2 protein-coding genes and 1 pseudogene are annotated in these 3,988 nt (G+C 64.7%); 1 reads left to right on the plus strand and 2 read right to left on the minus strand.

Going from position 1 to position 3,988, the window contains the following annotated elements; genetic code table 11:
- A partial coding sequence (locus tag EN984_RS25300) for a M23 family metallopeptidase (RefSeq protein WP_164765635.1) occupies window positions 1–1,187 on the minus strand: 1,187 nt, incomplete at its 3' end.
- Window positions 1,188–1,338: 151 nt separating this feature from the next.
- Entirely contained in the window at window positions 1,339–1,806 is a 468-nt protein-coding gene (locus EN984_RS25305) for a peroxiredoxin (protein ID WP_127258257.1), read from the minus strand.
- A 95-nt stretch (window positions 1,807–1,901) separates the two neighbouring features.
- On the opposite strand from EN984_RS25305, the pseudogene EN984_RS25310 reads away from it, so the two are divergent.
- Window positions 1,902–3,988, plus strand: a pseudogene (locus tag EN984_RS25310) (DUF3971 domain-containing protein); the annotation flags it as partial.

Here is a 3,988-nt window from a genome sequence, read left to right on the forward strand (position 1 = left end):
GTCTTGCCGATGACGGCGCCGGCGTCCAGTTTCTCACCGACGGTGACGTCGATCTCGCTGAGATGCCCGTAACGTGTCGCAAAACCATTGCCGTGGTCGACTTCCACCATGCGGCCATAGCCGCCGTTCCAGCCGGCCTTGGTGACGGTGCCGGGTGCGGTGACCTTGGCGGCCATGCCGATCGGGGCCCTGAAATCCATGCCGGAATGCAATGCCGCGGTGCCGAGGATCGGGTCGGTGCGCACGCCGAACGGGCTGGTGACGGAGTGGCCCGGTGCGGGGTTGGTCAGCGGCAACTGGCGCGCTTCCTTCTTGAGATGGTCGAGGGCGTCAAGCGCTTCGTCCAACTCCTTGACCTTGCTGTCGAACATCATGGAGCTGTCGAGCGGGATCAGCGGTCCGCCGACATCGCTGTCGCCCTTGCCGAAATCGCTGTCGACGGGCAGTCCGGCCGCCTCGAGCGCCTGGGTAATGGCATCGGCACTCTTGTAGGCATTGTCGGCAAGCGTGCTGATGCGGGTCAACTGGTCGCTCTCGATGGATTTCAGCGACTGGTTGATCGAGACGAAGAGCTTGTCGGCACGATCGGCGGCTGAATCGTTGGGCAGCGGATCGGAGCGGGTCGACCACAGCGAGAACGGCCTTGTGTCGCCGGCGCCGGGATCGGCGCTCAGGCTGGCGACCGCATAGTTCCGCGCGGGCTCCTTGATGCTGCCGGTCACTTCGGCGCGTTTGTCCGGCTTCGCAACCGCTGCCGGATCTTCGGCCGGCGCTGCGCCGACTTCGCTCTCGGCGCGTTCGAGCAGCGGGCCAAGGCGGCCGTGACGCTGGCTCAGCTGGCTCTGCCGTTCAAGCAGTTCGCTGACCTTGGTTTCCATCAGCTGCTGGTCGAGCAACTGCCGGCTGGTGATGCGGTCGACCTGGGCGCGAAGCGCCGAAATGCGATCTTCATAGGCTTGCTGCATGCGCGCCTGGCGCGCCGTGGTGGCGCCTATCAGATCGTCGCGCAGCACCAGATAGGAGGTGGCCATGAGGTAGCCGACGGCAATGGCGGCGAGCGCCGAGCCGATAAAGGCCGCCAGCCACGGTCGGATCGTGAAATGCCTGATCTCGTTGCCCCGGGCGATGATGACCGTATGGGGCTCCTTACGCCTGCCGAAGACTGCGGACTGACCGGTTGCGTTCACGGGACCAAGCTTTCGTTTACGACACCACGACAGCTTGACTACACATTATTAAGGTTAACAAAGGCTTGCAGGGCCGGCTTGCCCGCAGCGAACGCCCGCCAGGCGTGCGTATGGTTGTAAGGGAAACCGGGCCAACCTCGCCGGCAAAACCTCAAAGCGCGCGAACGGCCTCGAGCACCTCTTCCGCATGGCCCTTGACGCGGACCTTGCGCCAAATCCTGGCGATCCGCCCGTCGCGGCCGATCAGGAACGTCGCGCGCTCGACGCCCATATACTTGCGGCCATACATCGATTTCTCGACCCACAGATGGTAGGCTTCGATCACCTTGCGCTCCTCGTCGGCGGCGAGGTCGATAGTGAGATTGTATTTCGACTTGAACTTGTCGTGCTTCTTGACGGGGTCGGGCGACAGGCCGATCACCACGGCGCCGGCCTTCTCGAAGTCCGGCTTCAGTTGCGAGAAGCTGATCGCCTCCTGCGTGCAGCTTGTTGTGTCGTCCTGCGGATAGAAATACAGCACGATGGGCTTGCCGGACGATGCGGCAAGGCTGACTGATCCGCCGCCGTCCCGCGGCAGGTCGAATTGCGGCGCGAGATCGCCTACGTCGAGGTCAGCCATACCGATGCCCTTGTTTGAGGTTACGCGCGAAGCCACACCGATATAGTGTCGGACGGGGATTCGTCCACGATCGAGTTCGTACAACGGAAAATTGCGTGGATCAGGAGCGACCGCAGCACGAGAAGATCCGGTTCAGGCGTGATGAGATCACCGACCTGGGGACCTTTCCGTCCGCCTGCCGTGTGCCGCCGCTCGGTCAGGCTTCGATCGGACGCGGTTTTCGCATCCTGTCGCGACTGTTCGCCGGTCTGGTCGCTTTCGTGCTGCTGGCCGCCGTGCTCGTTTATCTGGTTGGCGCCTCCGGCATCGGATCCGACCGGCTTCGCACCGAGGCGGAAACGGCGCTCGAGAAACTGGCGGGCGTCGATGTCAATGTCGCGGTCGGGCCTGCCCGCATCACGCTCGACGGTTCGAGTTTCATCGCGCTTCAGGTCAGCGACGTCAGCTTGAAGACTTCGGACGGTAAGCCGATGGCCGATGCCGGCCGCGTGCGCTTCGGCGTGCGTCTGTTCCCGCTGCTGTGGGGAGATGTGCGGCTGACCAGCGCCAGGATCTCGGATGCCCGCATCGTCGTGGCGGCGATGCCGTCAGGCGGCGACTGGACCGCCGGCCTGCGCAATGCGGACGGCCTCATCGATCCGGAGAAGCTGTCCGCCGCGGTGTTCGGAAACATCAACCACGCACTCGATGCCGTGCGGGAGGATTCGCTGCGCCGGATCGACCTTCGCAATGTCGAATTCGTGCTGCCCGAAACCGGAGCGATCAAGCTCGTCAAGATCACCGACGCCACCGTCGTGCAGTCGGGCCCGGGCGGCATGCAGTTCTCGTCCACGGCCGACATCGACGGCAGGACGGCTACCGTTGCCGCTTCCGCCTCCCGCGATATCGCGGCGCACCGCGTCACGGCACTGGATGCGAGCGTCGATCTGGCCGATACCGGCGATATGGCGGCCGCTGCCGGCAAGCTGGGAACCGTCGCGCTGAAGCTGACGGGATCGGAAGGGTTCGGCGCGAACGCATCGCGGCTGACGGCCGCTTTGTCGTCGACGGGTTCTGTCCTCGATCTCGGCACGCGAGGACTGCTGCCGGCGGACGTCGATATCAATGCGACGCTGGTTGCGGGCAGCAACAAGATCCAGGTCGACAGATTGCTGCTGAAGACCGGCCGCTCGACATTCGATTTCGCCGGTTCGATCGGGCCGAAGCCGGCAAGCGGAGCGGTGGGTGAAGAACCCTCCTATCGCTACGACCTGACCAGCGACGGATCGTCGCTTGCGCCTTCGGAGTCGCCCGAGCCGGCGCTCACCTTCCTGGCCCGGATTGCCGGCGTCTACAACACGGTGAGCCACAAATTGGTCGCCGAGCAGATCGCGCTCCGGTCCGCCGGCTCCGGCGAGATGCTTGGCACCGCCGCCGTGGCGTTCGTCGACGGCAAAGTGCCGGGGATCAATCTGGCGTTCAACATCCACGACATGCAGGTCTCTCACGTCAAGCAGCTGTGGCCGTGGTTTTCGGCGCGCAATGCCCGGCTCTGGGTGCTGGCCAATCTGTTCGGCGGCCGTGTCGTCGACGCCAACCTTCAGTTCCAGGTGGTGCCGGGCCGCCTGGGCAACGGCGTGCCGCTTTCGGCCGATGAGGTGTTCGGCCGCTTCCAGATCGAGGGATCGCGCTTCGACACCGCCGGCCGCATTCCGCCGATACGCGACGCGGTCGGCGTCGTCGGTTTCCACGGCAACGATGTCGATATCTCGCTATCCTCGGGCACCGTCTACATGCCCAGCGGCCGCACCGTGGCGGCCAGCAACGGCACGCTGACGGTCAAGGCGGCCAACCGCCCGCCGGTCGTCGGCGCGCTCGATATCGACGTCGACGGCGAAGCGTCGGCCGTAGCCGAACTCGCATCCTACGAGCCGATCAACGCCATGCGCCATGTCGGCATCCTGCCGGAAGACCTGTCGGGCAGCGTCACCGGCCACGTCAAGGCGGATATTCCGCTGCAGTCCGGTGTCGACTCCTCGAAGCTCGATTGGCTGGTGTCGCTCGACTATAGCGGCATGTCCTTGGCCAAGCCTTTCGAGGGCCAGATCGTGACGGATGCCGACGGTTCGATCACGGTCGATCCGGAGAAGGCGGTGATCTCCGCCAAGGCATTGCTGAACGGCATTCCGGCCGAACTCGATCT

Source organism: Mesorhizobium sp. M7A.F.Ca.CA.004.12.1.1, from assembly GCF_003997835.1.
Classification (GTDB): Bacteria; Pseudomonadota; Alphaproteobacteria; order Rhizobiales; family Rhizobiaceae; genus Mesorhizobium.